17 protein-coding genes and 1 tRNA gene are annotated in these 20,018 nt (G+C 54.6%); 13 read left to right on the forward strand and 5 right to left on the reverse strand.

The features are described 5' to 3' along the window. The first annotated feature begins 64 nt into the window (after window positions 1-64). Window positions 65-466 (forward strand): hypothetical protein, encoded by a 402-nt coding sequence (locus HCK03_RS02615; protein ID WP_041147396.1) that lies wholly within the window; start codon window positions 65-67, stop codon window positions 464-466. A 38-nt stretch (window positions 467-504) separates the two neighbouring features. On the opposite strand, the gene HCK03_RS02620 is transcribed toward HCK03_RS02615, so the two are convergent. The 3 genes from HCK03_RS02620 to argG all read right to left on the reverse strand — a co-directional run bounded on the left by HCK03_RS02620 (window position 505) and on the right by argG (window position 3,647). Next, the gene (locus tag HCK03_RS02620; protein ID WP_041147395.1) at window positions 505-1,056 is read right to left on the reverse strand and encodes a YfaZ family outer membrane protein; all 552 of its coding nucleotides are present in this window, start codon (window positions 1,054-1,056) and stop codon (window positions 505-507) included. Window positions 1,057-1,507: 451 nt separating this feature from the next. Continuing rightward, window positions 1,508-2,137, reverse strand: a complete 630-nt coding sequence (locus HCK03_RS02625) for a winged helix-turn-helix transcriptional regulator (protein WP_041147394.1) — start codon at window positions 2,135-2,137, stop codon at window positions 1,508-1,510. A 166-nt stretch (window positions 2,138-2,303) separates the two neighbouring features. Next, on the reverse strand, window positions 2,304-3,647 hold the full coding sequence (gene argG / locus HCK03_RS02630) for an argininosuccinate synthase (protein ID WP_041147393.1): 1,344 nt from the start codon (window positions 3,645-3,647) through the stop codon (window positions 2,304-2,306). 451 nt (window positions 3,648-4,098) lie between these two features. On the opposite strand from argG, the gene HCK03_RS02635 reads away from it, so the two are divergent. The 12 genes from HCK03_RS02635 (at window position 4,099) to mtr (ending at window position 17,934) form a co-directional block, all read left to right on the forward strand. Further along, a tRNA-Met gene (locus HCK03_RS02635) sits at window positions 4,099-4,175 on the forward strand. A gap of 205 nt (window positions 4,176-4,380) precedes the next feature. Beyond that, window positions 4,381-4,833: a ribosome maturation factor RimP gene (gene rimP, locus HCK03_RS02640; protein ID WP_071844987.1), complete on the forward strand. Its 453-nt coding sequence runs from the start codon at window positions 4,381-4,383 to the stop codon at window positions 4,831-4,833. Between the two features lie 27 nt (window positions 4,834-4,860). Continuing rightward, window positions 4,861-6,348 (forward strand): transcription termination factor NusA, encoded by a 1,488-nt coding sequence (gene nusA, locus HCK03_RS02645; RefSeq protein ID WP_041147391.1) that lies wholly within the window; start codon window positions 4,861-4,863, stop codon window positions 6,346-6,348. A gap of 24 nt (window positions 6,349-6,372) precedes the next feature. After that, entirely contained in the window at window positions 6,373-9,063 is a 2,691-nt protein-coding gene (gene infB / locus HCK03_RS02650; protein WP_041147390.1) for a translation initiation factor IF-2, read from the forward strand. A 154-nt stretch (window positions 9,064-9,217) separates the two neighbouring features. Further along, complete coding sequence (gene rbfA / locus HCK03_RS02655; RefSeq protein WP_041147389.1) at window positions 9,218-9,619, forward strand: 30S ribosome-binding factor RbfA; 402 nt, start codon at window positions 9,218-9,220, stop codon at window positions 9,617-9,619. Beyond that, the gene (truB, locus tag HCK03_RS02660) at window positions 9,619-10,563 is read left to right on the forward strand and encodes a tRNA pseudouridine(55) synthase TruB (protein ID WP_167691091.1); all 945 of its coding nucleotides are present in this window, start codon (window positions 9,619-9,621) and stop codon (window positions 10,561-10,563) included. Before rbfA ends, truB begins: the two co-directional genes overlap by 1 nt. Before the next feature lie 147 nt (window positions 10,564-10,710). After that, window positions 10,711-10,980 (forward strand): 30S ribosomal protein S15, encoded by a 270-nt coding sequence (rpsO, locus tag HCK03_RS02665; RefSeq protein WP_004868066.1) that lies wholly within the window; start codon window positions 10,711-10,713, stop codon window positions 10,978-10,980. 241 nt (window positions 10,981-11,221) lie between these two features. After that, entirely contained in the window at window positions 11,222-13,357 is a 2,136-nt protein-coding gene (pnp, locus tag HCK03_RS02670) for a polyribonucleotide nucleotidyltransferase (protein WP_041147387.1), read from the forward strand. A gap of 108 nt (window positions 13,358-13,465) precedes the next feature. Continuing rightward, window positions 13,466-14,350 (forward strand): lipoprotein NlpI, encoded by an 885-nt coding sequence (nlpI, locus tag HCK03_RS02675; RefSeq protein WP_167691092.1) that lies wholly within the window; start codon window positions 13,466-13,468, stop codon window positions 14,348-14,350. A gap of 103 nt (window positions 14,351-14,453) precedes the next feature. After that, window positions 14,454-14,534 carry a protein YrbN gene (yrbN, locus tag HCK03_RS02680; RefSeq protein WP_115191791.1) on the forward strand — a complete coding sequence of 27 codons (81 nt, stop codon included), beginning with the start codon at window positions 14,454-14,456 and terminating at the stop codon, window positions 14,532-14,534. Beyond that, window positions 14,527-16,548, forward strand: coding sequence for a DEAD/DEAH family ATP-dependent RNA helicase (locus HCK03_RS02685; RefSeq protein WP_041147385.1), 2,022 nt, complete (start codon window positions 14,527-14,529; stop codon window positions 16,546-16,548). Before yrbN ends, HCK03_RS02685 begins: the two co-directional genes overlap by 8 nt. A 141-nt stretch (window positions 16,549-16,689) precedes the next feature. Continuing rightward, window positions 16,690-17,934, forward strand: a complete 1,245-nt coding sequence (gene mtr / locus HCK03_RS02690; RefSeq protein WP_041147384.1) for a tryptophan permease — start codon at window positions 16,690-16,692, stop codon at window positions 17,932-17,934. Between the two features lie 51 nt (window positions 17,935-17,985). On the opposite strand, the gene HCK03_RS02695 is transcribed toward mtr, so the two are convergent. Then, window positions 17,986-18,993, reverse strand: coding sequence for a luciferase-like monooxygenase (locus HCK03_RS02695; protein ID WP_041147383.1), 1,008 nt, complete (start codon window positions 18,991-18,993; stop codon window positions 17,986-17,988). 143 nt (window positions 18,994-19,136) lie between these two features. Then, entirely contained in the window at window positions 19,137-20,015 is an 879-nt protein-coding gene (locus tag HCK03_RS02700) for a U32 family peptidase (protein ID WP_167691093.1), read from the reverse strand. Between the last annotated feature and the right edge of the window lie 3 nt (window positions 20,016-20,018).

Raw genomic sequence — 20,018 nt, forward strand, 5'->3', positions numbered from 1 at the left:
TGGCCTTGATCCCATCCAGGTCGCTAAAGTCGCGCTCATCTATTTATCAGAGGTGAGTAACGCAATGAAGCATTTCAGGCTGTTTATCATTGCCGGCATTCTGTGCTTGTCCGGATGTAGTACCACGCCAGCGGCGGATCCGGTGGAGACTATTAATGCGCTGGCGGTACCGGTAATGCATAGCGACGTTCAGTCCGCAGGACAAAACTCTCAGTCAATTACCCGCTGCTTTCAGGATAACTCGGTGCTGATTGGCAGCCTTAGCCGGTCATTAAAAGACAACTATCTGCAGGATGTGGAGAGAAAGGATATCTTCGATAAGGATAGCGATGCCTATCACGTCTACAGCGCGCTCACCAAACTCGAACAGATGTCGGCGATGAATGAGGTCTACCGCAAAGAAAATAATATTGCCGGACTAGAAGAGATCAATAAGGTACTGAAGGCCGTTCCCCTGGCGGCGTAAGTGAGGGATCGCCGGACGGCAATCCCTGCTGATAACGATCAGAAGCGGAAGTTGAAGCCGGCGTAGGCGCCGTCGGCCAGCGTATTGTCACGATGGCTGTTTTTGCCCGCCATATCCATATAGCGATAACCCGCTTCAATACTCAGCGACTTAATGACGTTTATTCGCACACCCGCGTTAGCTTCAACGTAGTCGTCTACGCCGCTGGACATGGAGTCCGGAGAGTAATAGGCCTCCCCGAAGAGGGTGAAGAAATCGCCGAGCGGTAATTGTGCCCCGCCGCCAAGCGCGATGGCGTAACCCTCATCGCTATCCTGTGGATTGAGGTAGAGCGCTTTGCCCCCCATGGTCAGCAGAAACGGGCCGAGGTCAAAGTTATAGCCCATACCTAACCCTGCGATATCCCCGTCGTTATCGCTATGCGCCCAGCTGCCGTTGAAGGTCATGCCCGGATCGTCTGCGTTAAAGCTGGCGGAAAGATGAGTAAACTCTTCCCCCGCCTCGCCGTGGAGGTTAACCGATGCGCTAGCGGCGCCGCTGGCGCAGAGCGCCGCGACGAGCAGAACTGATTTTGACGTGAACATGCTCATTGTGAGTTCCTTCAGGTAAAAAAATACCCGACACGAGCGTTCGGGCAAATAAGTAGCGTGCTTTGGGTTCTAATCGCCGTTGACCGCAGAGCTAAACTGCAGCCGTTATCACGCCACGCAGAGCGACACGCGCGGCGTGAGCGCTGATGCAGGCAGCGATTTGTGTGAGCAACAGGGTTGGGTGCTGACGCGTTTGACCTTAGAGATCGCAGAGGCAAAAGCAGTCGGCACAGCGCGGGTATTTACTGCGAACGCTGGCGGAAGAGTTGTCTTCATTTCTGGGCCTGTTGTTTGGTTTTTAAAGCACATTTTTCAGTGCGATAAATACAGGCGCCCAGAATAAAATTATTTATCGCTTGCCGTTATCATTTGTTTGTTTAAATTTAAATTGCATCCAGCGCCCTGCTAGCTGGCCCCGCAATACAGCAGAGATAAGCACCAGCGCGGTTGCTTAGAATTTCTCAGGTAGCATGTTCACGCTTTGCAAATAACCACCGCGGGCGAACTCAATATATCCGCCTTTTTTTAACGCTGACAGCACGTTCAGAATACTGCTGCGCGAAAGATGGGTTCGGTCCTGAATATATTCCAGAATAGAAACGCGTAGCCGCGTTTCATCAGGCATAAGAAGCATCTCCATCAGATGATTGCGGATGACCGAGTAGGTTCGCTGCTGCAGGACCAAATCGTCCCGATAAACCAGGTACGAGGTATGGTATGCGAGTAGGCTGGTAACCTCTTCCCACAGGTCGTGCTCCCGGAACAGCTGGATGGCGCGATCGCTATCGATACGTAATACATCGGAGGGGATCTCCGCCCGTAGCCCGTGGCTCCGGCTCGGCTGGAGCATCTCCGCGACGCCAAAGAGATGCGGTTCATAGACGGTCACTATCAATAATTTGTCAGATGAACGGATAACTGACAGCTCGCCTTTTTTAAAAAGATAGAGCTGGGTTTTCCCTTTATAGTCACAGGCCAGCCTTTTTCGCGCAATCACATTCATTGGTGTGGCGTAAGGCTCAAGCGTCTCCAGCAGGCGATCGATCTCCCGCTGTGGTCTGACCGGGGGTTTTATATTCATTAGGGCCTCACATCGGAAAGGATAAATCTATGCGGAAGATTATAGACAATAATTATTAGATACCGCGACCGGTAAAATTATGAGCCCCAGATTTTAGGGCGTGCAATTCTGACGAAAGAAAAAAGCCGACGGATTAGCGTCGGCTGAAAGAGTAGATGAAAATAGATTATTTGTCTCTATTTTCCAAATTCTCAACCTGCGGCAGACCGGTGGTTGAAGACGCGGTGAGCAGGCCGGATTGTGCGTAACCGAACAGCTTATCGCGGGTATCGGTGATATCCAGATTGCGCATGGTCAACTGGCCAATACGGTCTTCTGCGGAGAACATTGAGTCGCCTTTCTCCATCGTCAGACGCTCTGCTTTATAGGTCAGGTTGTCGGAGACGGTGTTCAGAATGGAGTAATCATTGCCGCGACGCAGCTCCAGCGTCACCTCACCGGTAATCGCGCTCGCCACCCAACGCTGCAGCGCATCACGCAGCATCAGCGCCTGAGAGTCAAACCAGCGCCCCTGATACAGCAGGCGACCCAGCTGACGCCCGTGGGCGTGGTACTGCTCAATGGTATCTTCGTTATGGATGCCGGTCAGCAGACGCTCATAGGCAATGTGCAGCAGCGCCATACCCGGCGCTTCATAGATGCCGCGGCTTTTTGCTTCGATGATACGGTTTTCAATCTGGTCGCTCATGCCAAGCCCGTGACGGCCGCCGATGCGGTTTGCTTCCAGCATCAGCTCCACGTCATCGCTGAAGGTTTGGCTGTTGAGCGCGACCGGATGACCCTGCTCAAAGCGAATGGTCACTTCTTCCGCCGGGATCTTAACGCTCTCATCCCAGAACTTAACCCCCATGATCGGGGTGACGATTTTGACGCTGGAGTTCAGGAATTCCAGGTCCTTCGCTTCGTGGGTTGCGCCCAGCATGTTGGAGTCAGTGGAGTAGGCTTTCTCAACGGACATCTTGTAGTCAAAACCGCAGGCAATCATAAACTCGGACATTTCCTGACGTCCGCCGAGCTCATCGATAAAGTCGCTATCCAGCCACGGTTTGTAAATTTTCAGCTCAGCGTTGGTCAGCAGGCCGTAACGATAGAAGCGCTCAATATCGTTGCCTTTATAAGTGCTGCCGTCACCCCAGATGTTAACGCCATCTTCTTTCATCGCGGCAACCAGCATGGTGCCGGTCACGGCACGACCGAGCGGGGTGGTGTTAAAATAGGTCAGGCCGCCGGTGGTGTTATGGAATGCGCCGCACTGGATAGCGGCAATGCCTTCAGCAACCAGCTGTTTACGGCAGTCGATCAGACGAGCGCCCTCGGCACCGTACTCTTTGGCGCGGCGAGGAATAGCATCGTAATCCTCTTCGTCCGGCTGGCCCAGGTTAGCGGTGTAGGCGTAAGGTACCGCGCCTTTTTTACGCATCCACAGCAGGGCGGCACTGGTATCCAGTCCACCAGAGAAAGCGATACCAATACGTTGACCAATCGGGAGATGCTTAAGAATCGTCGTCATAAAATAAAACCCTGCTAGATAGACTGTTGTGAGTTCGGTTTACCAGGTCCAGAACCTGTCCCATTTGACTATTCCGTTTGCCATTGAGGTTCAGGGTCATGCTTAAAAACCTTTATGTATAACCATACACGCCGGTCTTCTCGCGCTGTCCATGCCAAGGTGGCGTAAAAATCACGTCAAATGGGATATGTCCCTATTGCATGTTTATGCACTAATAGTGAGTTTTCATTTAATCATCTTTTATGGATGACAGGAAGTGATTCATTGCTTTTTTGCTAAAAAAGGGCGAAATGCCAGCATAAACGGTAACCGGACAATGTGAAAAACATGTTGACAAAATATAGGGTTTATCAATACACTTTACCACGATTTTATGTCCCGTCCTCGGTACCAAATCCCAGCAGTATTTGCGTCTTTTACTCAATAAGAGTAAAATATGCCACGTTTCAGGCGCGGGGTGGAGCAGCCTGGTAGCTCGTCGGGCTCATAACCCGAAGGTCGTCGGTTCAAATCCGGCCCCCGCAACCACTTTCCCTTTGAGTACTTTTTCAAATATACTGTGAGGACCTGGTCCTTCGTAGCCGAATTTGAAAGAATTCTCCTGGAAGTGTTCCAGATCGCAGTTGCGATCGCAGGGTTCAGTTATCTAAAACCCCGATTTATCGGGGTTTTTTGTTATCTGACTTCAGAATAACTGGGCTATACGCCCTTTTTTTATGTCTTGGGGGTGGGTTTGTCCACATTAGAGCAAAAATTAACAGAGATGCTCACTGCGCCGGTTGAAGCGCTTGGCTTTGAGCTGGTCGGCATCGAATTCGTTCGTGGTCGCACTTCCACACTGCGCATCTATATTGATAGTGACAATGGCATCAATGTTGATGATTGTGCTGATGTGAGCCACCAGGTCAGTGCTGTCATGGACGTCGAAGATCCGATCACCGTTGCTTATAACCTGGAAGTGTCTTCACCTGGTCTCGATCGCCCGATGTTTACCGCCGAACACTATGCGCGTTTTTCCGGTGAAGAAGTTTCGCTGGTACTGCGTATGGCGGTTCAAAATCGCCGCAAATGGCAGGGCGTTATCAAAGCGGTAGACGGTGAAATGATCACGGTAACCGTCGAAGGCAAAGATGAAGTGTTCGCGCTGAGTAACATCCAGAAGGCGAACCTGGTTCCCCACTTTTAACAGTCTGGATTGAGGTGAAAGGCCCCGATGAACAAAGAAATTTTGGCTGTTGTTGAAGCCGTTTCCAACGAAAAATCGCTGCCGCGCGAAAAGATTTTCGAAGCGCTGGAAAGTGCTCTGGCAACGGCGACAAAGAAAAAATACGAGCAAGAGATCGACGTGCGCGTGAGCATCGATCGTCGTAGCGGTGATTTTGACACCTTCCGTCGCTGGTTGGTCGTTGAAGAAGTTACCCAGCCGACTCGCGAAATTACGCTTGAAGCGGCGCGTTACGAAGACGAAAGCATGAATCCTGGTGACTTTGTCGAAGACCAGATTGAATCCGTCACCTTCGACCGTATCACCACGCAAACCGCAAAACAGGTAATCGTACAGAAAGTACGTGAAGCCGAGCGCGCCATGGTTGTCGATCAGTTCCGCGAGCACGAAGGTGAAATCATCACCGGCGTGGTGAAAAAAGTGAACCGCGATAACATCACTCTGGATCTGGGCAGCAATGCTGAAGCCGTGATCCTGCGTGAAGATATGCTGCCGCGTGAAAACTTCCGTCCAGGCGACCGTATTCGCGGCGTTCTGTACGCGGTACGTCCGGAAGCGCGCGGCGCTCAGCTGTTCGTTACCCGTTCTAAGCCGGAAATGCTGATCGAACTGTTCCGCATTGAGGTGCCGGAAATCGGTGAAGAAGTTCTCGAGATTAAAGCTGCCGCTCGCGATCCGGGTTCTCGTGCGAAAATCGCGGTGAAAACCAACGATAAGCGTATCGATCCGGTTGGCGCCTGTGTCGGCATGCGCGGTGCGCGCGTTCAGGCGGTTTCTACCGAACTGGGCGGCGAGCGTATCGATATCGTCCTGTGGGATGATAACCCGGCGCAGTTCGTGATTAACGCGATGGCTCCGGCTGACGTTGCGTCTATCGTGGTGGATGAAGACAAGCACACCATGGATATCGCCGTTGAAGCGGGCAATCTGGCGCAGGCGATCGGCCGTAACGGTCAGAACGTGCGTCTGGCATCGCAGCTGAGCGGCTGGGAACTCAACGTAATGACCGTTGATGACCTGCAGGCTAAGCACCAGGCAGAAGCCCATGCGGCAATCGATACTTTTACTAAGTATCTTGATATTGATGAAGATTTCGCCACGATGCTGGTTGAAGAAGGTTTCGCCACTCTGGAAGAACTGGCCTATGTGCCGGTGAAAGAACTCCTGGAAATCGACGGTCTGGATGAATCCACCGTTGAAGCACTTCGTGAGCGTGCGAAAAATGCGCTGACCACGTTGGCGCTGGCTCAGGAAGAAAGCCTGGGAGACACCAAACCTGCCGATGATTTACTGAATCTGGAAGGTCTGGAACGTCTGATGGCTTTCAAACTGGCTGCCCGTGGCGTTTGTACGCTGGAAGATCTCGCCGAGCAGGGCATTGATGATCTGGCTGATATCGAAGGCTTGACCGACGAAAAAGCCGGAGAGCTCATCATGGCCGCCCGTAATATTTGTTGGTTCGGCGACGAAGCGTAATAAACTGTAGCAGGAAGGAACAGCATGACAGATGTGACCATTAAAGCGCTGGCCTCAGAGATTCAGACCTCTGTGGATCGCCTGATACAGCAATTTGCTGATGCAGGGATCCGCAAATCGGTCGATGACTCTGTGACCGCGCAAGAGAAGCAAACCTTGTTGACGCACCTGAACCGTGAACACGGCTCGGCGCCCGACAAGCTGACGCTGCAGCGCAAAACGCGCAGCACGTTAAATATTCCAGGTACCGGTGGAAAGAGCAAATCGGTACAAATCGAAGTCCGCAAGAAACGCACCTTTGTGAAACGCGATCCGCAAGAGGCAGAACGCCTTGCCGCGGAAGAGCAGGCGCAGCGTGAAGCGGAAGAGCAGGCCCATCGTGAAGCTGAAGAAACGGCTAAGCGAGAGGCGCAATTAAAAGCTGAACGTGAGGCCGCAGAACAAGCTAAACGTGAAGTCGCTGATAAAGCGAAACGTGAAGCCGCGGAAAAAGACAAAGTGAGCAATCAACAAACCGACGAAATGACAAAAACCGCCCAGGCTGAAAAGAGCCGCCGTGAAAACGAAGCTGCAGAGCTGAAGCGTAAATCGGAAGAAGAAGCACGTCGCAAGCTTGAAGAAGAAGCGCGCCGCGTGGCAGACGATGCACGCCGTATGGCCGCAGAAAACGAAAAGAACTGGACCGAAACCCCAGAAACGCCTGTTGAAGAAACCTCTGACTATCACGTGACCACGTCTCAGCATGCCCGTCAGGCAGAAGACGACAACGACCGTGAAGTTGAAGGCGGTCGTGGCCGTGGCCGTAACGCCAAAGCAGCACGCCCTCAGAAGAAAGGCAACAAGCACGCTGAATCCAAAGCCGATCGTGAAGAAGCCCGTGCGGCAGTACGCGGCGGTAAAGGCGGCAAGCGTAAAGGTTCTTCTCTGCAGCAGGGCTTCCAGAAGCCGGCTCAGGCCGTGAACCGTGACGTTATCATTGGCGAAACCATCACCGTTGGCGATCTGGCTAACAAGATGGCGGTCAAAGGCTCTCAGGTCATCAAAGCGATGATGAAACTGGGCGCAATGGCGACCATCAACCAGGTCATCGACCAGGAAACCGCACAGCTGGTTGCCGAAGAGATGGGCCACAAGGTTATCCTGCGTCGTGAGAACGAGCTGGAAGAAGCGGTAATGAGCGACCGTGATACCGGCGCTGCGGCAGAAGCCCGTGCACCGGTTGTGACCATCATGGGTCACGTTGACCACGGTAAAACCTCTCTGCTCGACTATATTCGTTCAACGAAAGTGGCGTCCGGCGAAGCGGGTGGTATCACCCAGCACATCGGTGCGTACCACGTTGAAACTGAAAACGGCATGATCACCTTCCTGGACACCCCGGGCCACGCCGCGTTCACCTCAATGCGTGCTCGTGGTGCTCAGGCAACGGATATCGTTGTTCTGGTTGTTGCCGCGGACGATGGCGTGATGCCGCAGACTATCGAAGCTATCCAGCATGCGAAAGCAGCGCAGGTGCCGGTGGTTGTTGCGGTCAACAAAATCGATAAGCCAGAAGCGGATATGGATCGCGTTAAAACCGAACTGTCTCAGTACGGCGTAATGCCGGAAGAGTGGGGCGGCGAGTCTCAGTTCATCCCTGTTTCTGCGAAAGCCGGTACCGGTATCGACGACCTGCTGAACGCCATCCTGCTGCAGGCTGAAGTTCTGGAGCTGAAGGCCGTTCGTAACGGTATGGCAAGCGGTGCGGTTATCGAATCCTTCCTGGATAAAGGTCGTGGTCCGGTTGCAACTGTTCTGGTACGTGAAGGTACTCTGAACAAGGGCGATATCGTTCTGTGTGGCTTCGAATACGGCCGCGTTCGTGCAATGCGTAACGAACTGGGTCAGGAAGTGCTGGAAGCAGGTCCGTCCATTCCGGTTGAGATCCTCGGCCTGTCCGGCGTTCCGGCTGCGGGTGACGAAGTGACCGTTGTTCGTGACGAGAAAAAAGCGCGTGAAGTTGCGCTCTATCGTCAGGGCAAATTCCGCGAAGTCAAACTGGCGCGTCAGCAGAAGTCTAAGCTTGAGAACATGTTCGCTAACATGACCGAAGGCGAAGTTCACGAAGTGAACGTAGTACTGAAAGCGGACGTTCAGGGCTCTGTGGAAGCAATTTCTGACTCTTTACTGAAGCTGTCTACCGACGAAGTCAAAGTGAAGATCATTGGTTCTGGCGTAGGTGGTATCACCGAAACCGACGCGACCCTGGCTGCGGCATCCAACGCTATCCTGGTTGGCTTCAACGTGCGTGCTGATGCCTCTGCTCGTAAAGTGATTGAAGCTGAAAGCCTGGATCTGCGCTACTACTCCGTCATCTATAACCTGATCGACGAAGTTAAAGCTGCAATGAGCGGCATGCTGTCTCCGGAACTGAAACAGCAGATCATTGGTCTGGCTGAAGTGCGTGATGTGTTCAAATCGCCGAAATTTGGCGCCATCGCGGGCTGTATGGTTACCGAAGGTACGATTAAGCGTCACAACCCAATCCGCGTACTGCGTGACAACGTGGTTATCTACGAAGGCGAGCTGGAATCCCTGCGCCGCTTCAAAGATGACGTTAACGAAGTCCGTAACGGCATGGAATGTGGTATCGGCGTTAAGAACTACAACGACGTTCGCGTTGGCGACATGATCGAAGTGTTCGAAATCATCGAGATCCAACGTACCATCGCGTAATCTTCGTCGACTGCTGGGCCGCTGCGCCTGTTGCTGCAGCCCAACATTGACAGAAGATCGCTGAAGGTAAGCCGGGTTAGCGAAGCGCCACCCGGCAATAATTCTAAAAAGGGGCTTATAGCCCCTTTTTTGTCTTTATTCTGGAGAATTTATTATGGCGAAAGAATTTGGTCGCCCGCAGCGCGTAGCTCAGGAGATGCAAAAAGAGATTGCTATCATCCTGCAGCGCGAAATTAAAGATCCGCGCCTGGGCATGATGACTACCGTCTCTGGCGTAGAAATGTCCCGCGATCTGGCCTATGCCAAAGTGTTCGTGACGTTCCTGAACGACAAAGATGAAGCCGCTGTTAAGGCGGGTATTAAAGCGCTGCAGGAAGCATCCGGATTTATCCGCTCTCTGCTGGGTAAAGCGATGCGTCTGCGTATCGTGCCGGAACTGACCTTCTTCTACGACAACTCGCTGGTCGAAGGGATGCGCATGTCTAACCTGGTGACCAGCGTGGTGAAGCATGACGATGAGCGTCGTGTGAATCCGGACGACGTCAAGGAGGACTAATGAGTCGTCCTCGTCGTCGCGGCCGCGATGTGCACGGCGTGCTGTTGCTGGATAAAACCCAGGGGGCTTCCAGCAATGACGTACTGCAAAAAGTAAAACGTATTTATAACGCTAACCGGGCAGGGCACACCGGCGCGCTGGATCCGCTGGCAACCGGCATGCTGCCGATTTGCCTCGGAGAAGCGACCAAGTTTTCCCAGTACCTGCTCGATTCTGACAAGCGTTACCGCGTCATTGCCAAACTGGGTCAACGCACTGACACCTCTGATGCCGATGGCCAGGTAGTGGAAGAGCGCCCGCTGGCCTTTAGCGATGCTCAGCTGGCCTCCGCGCTGGACGATTTTCGTGGCGAGACTCAGCAGGTGCCGTCCATATATTCGGCGCTGAAGTACCAGGGTAAAAAGCTGTATGAATATGCCCGTCAGGGGATTGACGTCCCGCGCGAAGCCCGGCCGATTACCGTCTACGAGCTGCTGTTTATTCGCCATGAAGGCGATGAGCTCGAGCTGGAAATCCACTGTTCAAAAGGGACCTATATTCGGACGATTATCGACGATTTAGGCGAAAAGCTTGGCTGCGGCGCGCACGTGATTTTCCTGCGCCGCCTGGCCGTCAGCAAGTATCCTGTTGAACGTATGGTGACGCTCGAACAGCTGCAGGCGCTGGTTGAACAGGCGCAAGAGCAGGATATTCCTGCTGCGCAGCTGCTCGATCCGCTGCTGATGCCGATGGACAGCCCGGCGTCGGATTATCCGTTGGTTAATATTCCCGAAACGTCGGCGGTATACTTTAAAAACGGTAATCCGGTCCGCACTTCTGGCGCGCCGAAGCAGGGTCTGGTTCGCGTAACGGAAGGTGAAGACGAGAAGTTTCTCGGCATGGGCGAGATTGATGACGAAGGCCGCGTGGCGCCGCGTCGTCTGGTCGTTGAATACCCTGTCTGAGGGCTGTTCTTGCGATAAAAGCTGGCTGCGAGTAGAATATCGCCGCCTGACGTCCGCAAAAATGTTTTAACATTTTCGGGCGTCGCATCAGGGGTTGCTGAATTAGAGATCGGCACCCTTTCTTTCTTTTAATTTTTGGAGTTCAAAATGTCTCTAAGCGTTGAAGCTAAAGCAAAAATCGTTTCTGAGTTTGGTCGTGGCGAAAACGACAGCGGTTCTACCGAAGTTCAGGTTGCACTGCTGACTGCCCAGATTAACCATCTGCAGGGTCACTTCTCCGAGCATAAAAAAGATCACCACAGCCGTCGTGGTCTGCTGCGCATGGTTTCCCAGCGTCGTAAACTGCTCGACTACCTGAAACGTAAAGATGTTGCACGTTACTCTTCGCTGATCGAGCGTCTGGGTCTGCGTCGCTAGTTCTGCGAGTTTCAGAAAAAGGGGCCTCAGGGCCCCTTTTTTCGACCAGGCGGCAGCAATTAGCTAAAAACTCATGTATTGTTGCTATTAATGATCTTCGTGCAGAGGTTCGCGCGGCTAATGAGAGGCTTCATCCGCAGGGGCGGGTAAAGGTTGTCATTAGTCGCGAGGATGCAGAAGATCGGGTCATCTGACGCTATATCCTCGATATAGCGTCACTTTTTGATAAAAGGATAGAATTTTGCTAAATCCGATCGTTCGTAAATTCCAGTACGGCCAACACACCGTTACCCTGGAAACCGGCATGATGGCCCGCCAGGCCACTGCTGCTGTCATGGTAAGCATGGATGACACCGCGGTATTCGTTACCGTTGTTGGCCAGAAGAAAGCGAAGCCAGGCCAGGACTTCTTCCCGCTGACCGTAAACTATCAAGAACGTACCTATGCAGCAGGTAAAATCCCGGGTGGTTTCTTCCGTCGTGAAGGCCGTCCAAGCGAAGGCGAAACCCTGATTGCGCGTCTGATTGACCGCCCGGTTCGTCCGCTGTTCCCGGAAGGTTTTGTTAACGAAGTTCAGGTTATTGCTACCGTTGTTTCCGTTAACCCGCAGGTTAACCCGGACATCGTTGCCATGATCGGTGCTTCCGCTGCGCTGTCCCTGTCCGGTATTCCGTTTAACGGTCCTATCGGCTCCGCGCGCGTTGGCTACATCAACGACCAGTACGTACTGAACCCGACTCAGGATGAGCTGAAAGAGAGTAAGCTGGACCTGGTTGTTGCCGGTACCGAAGCTGCGGTCCTGATGGTTGAATCTGAAGCAGAACTGCTGAGCGAAGACCAGATGCTGGGCGCGGTGGTGTTCGGCCACGAGCAGCAGCAGATTGTTATTCAGACCATCAACGATCTGGTGAAAGAAGCGGGTAAACCGCGCTGGGAATGGCAGCCGGAAGTCGTAGACGCCGCGCTGAATGCCCGCGTTGCAGCCCTGGCTGAAACTCGCCTGAGCGATGCTTACCGCATCACTGATAAACAAGAGCGCTATGCTCAGATTGGCGTGATCAAAGCTGAAACTATCGCCACGCTGACCGCTGAAGATGAAACCCTGGACGCTAACGAGCTGGGTGAAATTCTGCACGCTATCGAGAAAAATGCCGTTCGTAGCCGCGTACTGGCAGGCGAGCCGCGTATCGATGGCCGTGAAAAAGATATGATTCGTGGTCTGGACGTTCGTACCGGCGTACTGCCGCGTACCCACGGTTCCGCACTGTTCACCCGTGGCGAAACTCAGGCGCTGGTTACCGCGACCCTGGGCACCGCGCGTGACGCACAGAACATCGATGAGCTGATGGGCGACCGTACCGACTCCTTCCTGTTCCACTACAACTTCCCTCCGTACTCCGTAGGCGAGACCGGAATGGTAGGTTCACCGAAGCGTCGTGAAATTGGTCACGGTCGTCTGGCTAAGCGCGGCGTGCTGGCCGTGATGCCGACCACCGAAGAGTTCCCGTATACCGTTCGCGTGGTTTCTGAAATCACCGAATCTAACGGCTCTTCTTCCATGGCTTCCGTTTGCGGTGCATCTCTGGCACTGATGGACGCCGGCGTGCCGATTAAAGCCTCCGTTGCGGGTATCGCGATGGGTCTGGTGAAAGAAGGCGACAACTATGTCGTTCTGTCCGATATTCTGGGCGACGAAGATCACCTGGGCGATATGGACTTCAAAGTTGCGGGTTCCCGCGACGGTATCTCTGCTCTGCAGATGGATATCAAAATTGAAGGTATCACCAAAGAGATCATGCAGGTTGCGCTGAACCAGGCTAAAGGTGCGCGTCTGCACATCCTGGGCGTAATGGAGCAGGCGATTAACGCGCCGCGCGGCGACATCTCCGAATTCGCACCGCGTATCCACACCATCAAGATCAGCCCGGACAAGATCAAAGACGTTATCGGTAAGGGCGGCTCCGTCATCCGTGCGCTGACTGAAGAGACCGGCACCACCATCGAAATCGAAGATGACGGTACCGTGAAAATCGCAGCGACCGACGGTGACAAAGCGCTGCACGCGATTCGTCGTATCGAAGAGATTACCGCTGAGATCGAAGTTGGCCGTATCTACAATGGTAAAGTGACCCGTATCGTTGACTTTGGCGCATTCGTTGCCATCGGCGGCGGTAAAGAAGGTCTGGTGCATATTTCTCAGATCGCCGACAAGCGCGTAGAGAAAGTCACCGATTACCTGCAGATGGGTCAGGAAGTGCCGGTTAAGGTTCTGGAAGTTGACCGTCAGGGCCGCGTCCGTCTGAGCATCAAAGAAGCAACTGAGCAGACTCAGCCTGTAAGCGCACCGGAAGCTCCGGTCGTAGAGCAGGGCGAGTAAGGTTGCCGTTTGCCCTCCGCGTTTGCGGAGGGCGTATTACGGGCAGGACGCCTTGTTTGCAGCCGGGGAACTGGACGTTCATCCAATCGTTGTCTTCGGGAGTGGGAAATGAAGCCTTTTTTGCGCTGGTGTTTCGTGGCGACAGCTCTCACGCTGGCAGGATGCAGCAACTCTGCCTGGCGTAAGGACGCAGTCCTCGCGGTGCCATTGCAACCGACTTTGCAGCAAGAAGTGATTCTGGCGCGCATGGAACAAATTCTTGCCAGTCGGGCTTTAACCGATGATGAACGCGCACAGCTTTTATATGAGCGCGGAGTGTTGTATGATAGTCTCGGTCTGAGGGCACTAGCGCGAAACGATTTTTCACAAGCGCTGGCAATCCGACCTGATATGCCCGAAGTATTCAACTACTTAGGCATATATTTAACGCAGGCAGGCAATTTTGATGCTGCCTATGAAGCGTTTGATTCTGTACTTGAGCTTGATCCAACTTATAACTACGCGCACTTAAATCGAGGCATCGCCCTGTATTACGGGGGTCGTGCTAAGTTAGCGCAAGATGATCTGCTGGCGTTTTATCAAGACGATCCCAATGATCCTTTCCGTAGCCTGTGGCTTTATCTCGCTGAGCGCAAACTCGACGAGAAGCAGGCGCTTGAAGCACTGAAACAGCGCTTCGACAAATCGGATAAAGAGCAATGGGGATGGAACATTGTCGAGTTCTACCTTAACGGTATTAGCGAAAAAACGCTGATGGATCGTTTGAAGGCAGACGCAACGGATAACACCTCGCTCGCTGAGCATCTCAGTGAAACCAACTTCTATTTAGGTAAGTACTACCTAAGTCTGGGGGACAAGGACAGCGCTACGGCACTGTTCAAACTGGCGGTCGCAAACAACGTTCACAACTACGTTGAGCACCGATACGCATTGTTGGAATTATCGCTCTTGGGCCAGGAGCAAGATGACCTGGCAGAATCGGACCAGCAATAGCTGACGAACAAACATCAGCCCAAATTTTTATTGCCATCACCTTCGCGGGTGAGGGCGTTGTTGTTCGTTAATACACCTACTTTGAGCCGGTTCACACTTTTCAATGAAAATTACTGTAAATTTTCACGTTGAGTTATGTAGACTGGCCGCCATTAATTTTGAGGCACACGTACTACATGGCTGAATTCGAAACCACTTTTGCAGATCTGGGCCTGAAGGCTCCTATCCTTGAAGCCCTTAACGATCTGGGTTACGAAAAACCATCTCCGATCCAGGCTGAATGCATTCCGCATCTGCTGGGCGGCCGCGATGTTCTGGGTATGGCCCAGACCGGTAGCGGTAAAACTGCAGCGTTCTCTTTACCGCTGCTGAACAATCTTGATCCTGAGCTCAAAGCACCGCAAATCCTGGTGCTGGCGCCGACCCGCGAACTGGCGGTACAGGTTGCTGAAGCGATGACGGACTTCTCTAAACATATGCGCGGCGTAAACGTGGTAGCCCTTTACGGCGGCCAGCGTTATGACGTGCAGCTGCGTGCTCTGCGCCAGGGACCACAAATTGTTGTCGGTACCCCGGGTCGTCTGCTTGACCACCTGAAGCGCGGTACTCTGGATCTCTCTAAGCTGAGCGGTCTGGTGCTGGATGAAGCTGACGAAATGCTGCGCATGGGCTTCATCGAAGACGTAGAAACTATCATGGCTCAGATCCCGGAAGGTCATCAGACCGCTCTGTTCTCTGCCACTATGCCGGAAGCGATCCGTCGTATTACCCGCCGCTTTATGAAAGAGCCGCAGGAAGTGCGCATCCAGTCCAGCGTTACTACTCGCCCGGACATCAGCCAGAGCTACTGGACTGCTTACGGCATGCGTAAAAACGAAGCGCTGGTGCGTTTCCTGGAAGCGGAAGATTTTGATGCGGCGATTATCTTCGTTCGTACCAAAAACGCGACCCTGGAAGTGGCCGAAGCGCTGGAGCGTAGCGGCTATAACAGCGCCGCGCTGAACGGTGACATGAACCAGTCCCTGCGTGAGCAGACTCTGGAGCGTCTGAAAGATGGTCGTCTGGACATCCTGATTGCGACCGACGTTGCGGCCCGTGGCCTTGACGTTGAACGTATCAGCCTGGTTGTTAACTACGACATCCCGATGGACTCCGAATCTTACGTTCACCGTATCGGCCGTACCGGTCGTGCAGGTCGTGCAGGCCGTGCGCTGCTGTTCGTTGAGAACCGCGAACGCCGTCTGCTGCGTAACATCGAACGCACCATGAAGCTGACCATTCCGGAAGTAGAGCTGCCGAACGCAGAGCTGCTGGGCAAACGCCGTCTGGAAAAATTCGCCGCTAAAGTTCAGCAGCAGCTGGAAAGCAGCGATCTGGATCAGTACCGTGCGCTGCTGACGAACATCAAGCCGTCCGCTGAAGGCGAAGAGCTGGATATCGAAACTCTGGCCGCAGCACTGCTGAAAATGGCTCAGGGCGAACGTCCTCTGATCCTGCCGCCGGATGCGCCGATGCGTGCTAAACGCGAATTCCGCGATCGCGACGATCGTTTCGAACGTCGTAATGACCGTAACGATCGCAATGACCGTGGCCCGCGTGGCGACCGTCCTGAGCGTACTGAGCGTAGCGGTGAAGATCGTCCTAAACGCGAGCGTCGTGACGTTGGCGATATGGAACTGTATCGCATTGAAGTGGGCCGCGACGATGGTGTTGAAGTTCGTCACATTGTTGGCGCTATCGCTAACGAAGGCGACATCAGCAGCCGTTACATCGGTAACATCAAGCTGTTCGGTACCCACTCAACGATCGAGCTGCCGAAAGGCATGCCGGGCGAAGTGCTGCAGCACTTTACTCGTACCCGTATCCTGAACAAGCCGATGAACATGCAGCTGATGGGCGATGCCCAGCCGCGCCCTGAGCGTAGCGGTGGCGAGCGTCGTGGCGGCGGTGAACGTCGTGAAGGCGGCCGTGCTTTCGGTGGTGGCGAACGTCGTGAAGGCGGTCGTAGTTTCGGCGGTGAACGTCGCGAAGGCGGTCGTGGTGATGGTCGTCGTTTCAGCGGCGAACGTCGTGAAGGCCAGGCACCGCGTCGTGAAGGTCATGCTCCGCGCCGTGATGATTCAGCGCCGCGTCGCGAAGATTCAGCCCCGCGTCGGGATGACTCTTCAAGCCGTCGTCGTTTCGGTGGCGATGCGTAATTAGCATCCGCTAGCGTAAAGAAAATGATACAGCCCCGATCTTAACGATTGGGGCTTTTTTTATTTCAATTGTACTCGTGTACTGGTACAGTGCTGCACGCTAACGATGAGCAAAGTATTATTGACTGGAGATTACGCTAAATGGCGACACTAACCACTACGGCATCGCGCCCGTCCTTAATTGGCGGCGTGGTGATTATCGGCGGAACCATTATTGGCGCGGGCATGTTTTCTCTGCCGGTGGTCATGTCCGGCGCGTGGTTCTTCTGGTCGCTGGCGGCTCTGGTTTTCACCTGGTTCTGCATGCTGCATTCCGGGCTGATGATTCTGGAAGCCAACCTGAATTACCGCATTGGCTCCAGCTTCGATACCATCACCAAAGATCTGCTCGGCAGAGGCTGGAACCTGATTAACGGCGTTTCGATTGCCTTCGTGCTCTATATCCTCACCTACGCCTACATCTCGGCCAGCGGCTCAATATTGCACCATACCTTTTCCGAGATGTCGCTCAACGTTCCGGCGCGGGCGGCAGGATTGGGCTTTGCCCTGCTGGTGGCGTTTGTCGTCTGGCTGAGCACCAGGGCGGTAAGCCGCATGACGGCGATTGTGCTGGGAGCGAAGGTCATTACGTTTTTCCTGACCTTCGGCAGCCTGCTGGGACACGTACAGCCGACGACGTTGTTCAACGTGGCCGAGCAAAACGCATCCTATATGCCGTACCTGCTGATGACGCTGCCGTTTTGCCTGGCATCCTTCGGCTATCACGGCAACGTCCCCAGCCTGATGAAGTACTACGGCAAAGATCCGCGCACCATTACGCGCTGCCTGGTTTACGGCACGCTGCTGGCGCTGGGGCTGTACGTTATCTGGCTGCTGGTGACGATGGGCAATATCCCGCGCGCGGAGTTTGTCGGCATCGCACAGAAGGGCGGTAACATCGATGTACTGGTGCAGGCGCTGAGCGGCGTGCTGAACAGCCGCAGCCTGGATCTGCTGCTGGTGGTATTCTCAAACTTTGCGGTAGCGAGCTCGTTCCTCGGCGTCACGCTGGGGCTGTTTGACTATCTGGCGGACCTGTTCGGTTTCGATGACTCCGCGCTGGGGCGCTTTAAGACCGCGCTCCTGACCTTCGTACCGCCGGTTATCGGTGGCCTGCTGTGGCCGAACGGCTTCCTGTATGCCATCGGCTATGCGGGACTGGCGGCAACCATCTGGGCGGCAATCGTCCCGGCTCTGCTGGCGCGCGCATCGCGTAAGCGCTTCGGTAGCCCACAATTCCGCGTTTGGGGTGGAAAGCCGATGATTGCGCTGATTCTGCTGTTCGGTGTCGGCAACGTTATCGTCCACTTCTTATCGAGCTTTAACGTTCTGCCGGTTTATCAATAGCGAGTTCGCTTCCCGGCCGGCATTACGCGCGGCCGGGAAGCGGGGTGGACGTTAACCCAACAGCTCCTCTTTCACCTGCATCGCCAGCTCAAACGAGTGCAGGCGCGCCTGATGATCGAAAATCTGGCCGTTAACCATCAGCTCGTCGGCCTGGGTTTCGCGCAATATCGACTCCAGACCGTGACGTACCTTCGCCTTATCCCCGACCAGAGACATGCTCAACGCCTGCTGTACGCCGTATTGCTCGGAGGCAGACCACAGTTGATGCATATTCTCCACCGGCGGCGGCAGCTGGCCGGTTTCACCCCGGCGTAGCTTAGCGAAAGCCTGCTGCATTGAGGTAAACAGGAACTCCGCATCGCGGTTACTGTCGGCGGCAACAATATTGATGCACACCATCGCATAGGGTTTCTCCAGCCGCGCCGAGGGTTTGAAATGCGTGCGGTAGAGGTGCAGGGCCTGGAACAGCATGTCTGGCGCAAAGTGCGAAGCGAAGGCAAACGGCAGGCCGAGCTGCGCCGCCAGCTGGGCGCTGTAGAGGCTGGATCCAAGCAGCCATACCGGGATCTGCTCGCCGTAGCCGGGCACCGGGCGCACGTGCGGATTCGGGTCACGGGCATCGAACCAGTCAACCAGCTCCGCAACATCGCGCGGGAAGTTATCGACGTCACCGCTCATGTGGCGGCGCAGCGCGCGCATGGTGGGCTGATCGCTGCCCGGGGCGCGGCCAAGACCGAGATCGATGCGGCCAGGATAGAGGGTATTCAGCGTGCCAAACTGCTCGGCAATCACCAGCGGCGAGTGGTTGGGCAGCATCACGCCGCCGGAACCGAGGTGCAGAGTGCGGGTGTTGGCCGCCAGATAGCCGATAAGCACCGACGTCGCGGCGCTGGCAATACCGACCATATTATGGTGCTCCGCCAGCCAGTAGCGGTGATAGCCGCGTTTTTCAGCCAGCTGCGCCAGGTCTAACGAATGGGAGAAGGCTTCTTTCGCCGAAGAACCTTGCGGGATCGGTGCCAGATCGAGCACCGAGAACGGAATAGATTTGTCAGTCATAAAGGCTCACTTTGCTACAGCATAGTCATCAGATTGAAGGTCTTCTTCCAGCCTGGCGCATTCGGGGCGCGCCGGCCAGAAAAGCTGCGGCTTCAATAGTGCATTAAAAAGTGACGATAGCTATTAACAAAGTGAGCGGTTTATCAGCTCTGTAGCTCCAGCCCGGCCAGCCGTTTCCAGTAGCCGTTGCACTCGCTGTTGGCAGTGAGCGGCAGCGGCGAGGCGCCGTTTTCGTTTGCCCGGAAGGCATCGAGCGTGGCAAAGACCTTGTCATCCAGCGGCGACAGGCGAACCATATCGACCAGGCCGCGCATCGACGCCAGCTCGTTGCCGAGGTTATAGACGTATCCGCTCATGGTCTGAATACCGTTGAGCACAAAGACCTGCTGGTTTTCCTGCGACAGCACGTCGCGGCCGTTGGGGTACTTGATGCAGCAGGTTTCGCACTCATCCTTCGGTTTGTCTTCAGAGCGGGCGGTAAAGCAGCGCGCGGAGTAGGCCAGCGGCAGGTGGCCATAGCTCAGCACTTCAACCTCGAACCGCTCGCGGATCCCCAGCTCTTCACACTGCGTCAGCAGGTTCATCAGCCAGTCGCGGGAAAGCTCGACCGGCATGCACCAGCGCACCATTCCCTGCTTGAGCAGCAGGCGCAGGGTTACGGCGTTATAGCAGTTGAGCGCATGACCGGCGACGAACGGCAGCCCGCGTTCAGCGCACATATTGACGACCCCCAGATCGCTGGCCTCAATCAAAAACTCGCCGTTGTCGACGTAGCGTTTCAGCTCCCCCAGCTCAGAGGAGGCCTGAACCAGGGCGAGGGTCGAGAGGACCACCTGCTTGCCGCTGCTCGCCAGCATTCTTGCCATATCGATCCAGTCGCCGACTTTGGTCGCGCGGCGCTTGCTGCATACCGCTTCACCGAGATAAATCGTCTCGGCGCTACAGCCTGCCGCATGCTGGTAAAAATCTTCCAGCGTCTCTTTTGGCCAGTAGTACAGCACCGGCCCTAATGAATATTTCATCAC

Source organism: Klebsiella terrigena (genome assembly GCF_012029655.1).
GTDB classification, from domain to species: domain Bacteria; phylum Pseudomonadota; class Gammaproteobacteria; order Enterobacterales; family Enterobacteriaceae; genus Klebsiella; species Klebsiella terrigena.

What these genes read in the sequence shown, in the direction of transcription:
- HCK03_RS02615 (WP_041147396.1), top strand. Translation starts at nt 65, where the DNA reads ATGAAGCATTTCAGGCTGTTTATCATTGCCGGCATTCTGTGCTTGTCC.
- HCK03_RS02620 (WP_041147395.1), bottom strand. Translation starts at nt 1,056, where the DNA reads ATGAGCATGTTCACGTCAAAATCAGTTCTGCTCGTCGCGGCGCTCTGC.
- HCK03_RS02625 (WP_041147394.1), bottom strand. Translation starts at nt 2,137, where the DNA reads ATGAATATAAAACCCCCGGTCAGACCACAGCGGGAGATCGATCGCCTG.
- argG (WP_041147393.1), bottom strand. Translation starts at nt 3,647, where the DNA reads ATGACGACGATTCTTAAGCATCTCCCGATTGGTCAACGTATTGGTATC.
- nusA (WP_041147391.1), top strand. Translation starts at nt 4,861, where the DNA reads ATGAACAAAGAAATTTTGGCTGTTGTTGAAGCCGTTTCCAACGAAAAA.
- infB (WP_041147390.1), top strand. Translation starts at nt 6,373, where the DNA reads ATGACAGATGTGACCATTAAAGCGCTGGCCTCAGAGATTCAGACCTCT.
- rbfA (WP_041147389.1), top strand. Translation starts at nt 9,218, where the DNA reads ATGGCGAAAGAATTTGGTCGCCCGCAGCGCGTAGCTCAGGAGATGCAA.
- truB (WP_167691091.1), top strand. Translation starts at nt 9,619, where the DNA reads ATGAGTCGTCCTCGTCGTCGCGGCCGCGATGTGCACGGCGTGCTGTTG.
- rpsO (WP_004868066.1), top strand. Translation starts at nt 10,711, where the DNA reads ATGTCTCTAAGCGTTGAAGCTAAAGCAAAAATCGTTTCTGAGTTTGGT.
- nlpI (WP_167691092.1), top strand. Translation starts at nt 13,466, where the DNA reads ATGAAGCCTTTTTTGCGCTGGTGTTTCGTGGCGACAGCTCTCACGCTG.
- yrbN (WP_115191791.1), top strand. Translation starts at nt 14,454, where the DNA reads ATGAAAATTACTGTAAATTTTCACGTTGAGTTATGTAGACTGGCCGCC.
- HCK03_RS02685 (WP_041147385.1), top strand. Translation starts at nt 14,527, where the DNA reads ATGGCTGAATTCGAAACCACTTTTGCAGATCTGGGCCTGAAGGCTCCT.
- mtr (WP_041147384.1), top strand. Translation starts at nt 16,690, where the DNA reads ATGGCGACACTAACCACTACGGCATCGCGCCCGTCCTTAATTGGCGGC.
- HCK03_RS02695 (WP_041147383.1), bottom strand. Translation starts at nt 18,993, where the DNA reads ATGACTGACAAATCTATTCCGTTCTCGGTGCTCGATCTGGCACCGATC.
- HCK03_RS02700 (WP_167691093.1), bottom strand. Translation starts at nt 20,015, where the DNA reads ATGAAATATTCATTAGGGCCGGTGCTGTACTACTGGCCAAAAGAGACG.